Raw genomic sequence first — 508 nt, 5'->3', positions numbered from 1 at the left:
GACATTTCATAGTCTGATGTATACAGACTATGAAATGTCAATCCAATGCTTGTCCTGTCGGGGTTGCAACGACTGATCCAGAATTGCAACAGGCACTAGTCATTGATGAAAAGAAATACCGGGTCGTAAATTTTCTCGTTACCCTAAGAAAAGGACTATTCCGAATATCAGCAGCCGCTGGTTTGGATTCTCCCGTTCGTTTCCAGCCAATGCATATTAGCTATAAGGACGACAAAGGAATCGTCACGTCCCTTGAAAATATTCTAAATGAGGTAAAGGGACAAATAAGAGTAAGTAAATAGTTGTAAAAGTACTAAACAACCGCCTTGTTGATAGGCGGTTTTTTTGTCGGAGATCCCTCTTCTATTTCCTTCGATACGAAAAGAAATGAAAGTGAAGTCAATGGCCCCCTCAATTTTACGAACCAAATGGTTCGCTGGCACCAGTTGATCCAAAGTAATCATTTCAAGTTGATCTCGCTGAATAGAATTATGTTTCGAAAGTATTG

General features: G+C 40.0%; 2 protein-coding genes. One reads left to right on the top strand and one right to left on the bottom strand.

Going from position 1 to position 508, the window contains the following annotated elements; genetic code table 11:
- Window positions 1-29: 29 nt before the first annotated feature.
- The gene (locus AC1DUW_RS32255; protein WP_477644642.1) at window positions 30-302 is read left to right on the top strand and encodes a glutamate synthase-related protein; all 273 of its coding nucleotides are present in this window, start codon (window positions 30-32) and stop codon (window positions 300-302) included.
- Here the strand turns inward: AC1DUW_RS32255 and AC1DUW_RS32250 are convergent.
- A partial coding sequence (locus AC1DUW_RS32250; protein WP_477644643.1) for a hypothetical protein occupies window positions 264-508 on the bottom strand: 245 nt, incomplete at its 5' end. The two genes, AC1DUW_RS32255 and AC1DUW_RS32250, sit on opposite strands and share 39 nt — an antisense overlap.

The sequence above is a fragment of the Peribacillus sp. P4_C12 genome, assembly GCF_056402095.1.
The sequence above is the reverse complement of the archived record's forward strand: the minus strand, read 5'-3'. Positions and strand labels throughout refer to the sequence as shown.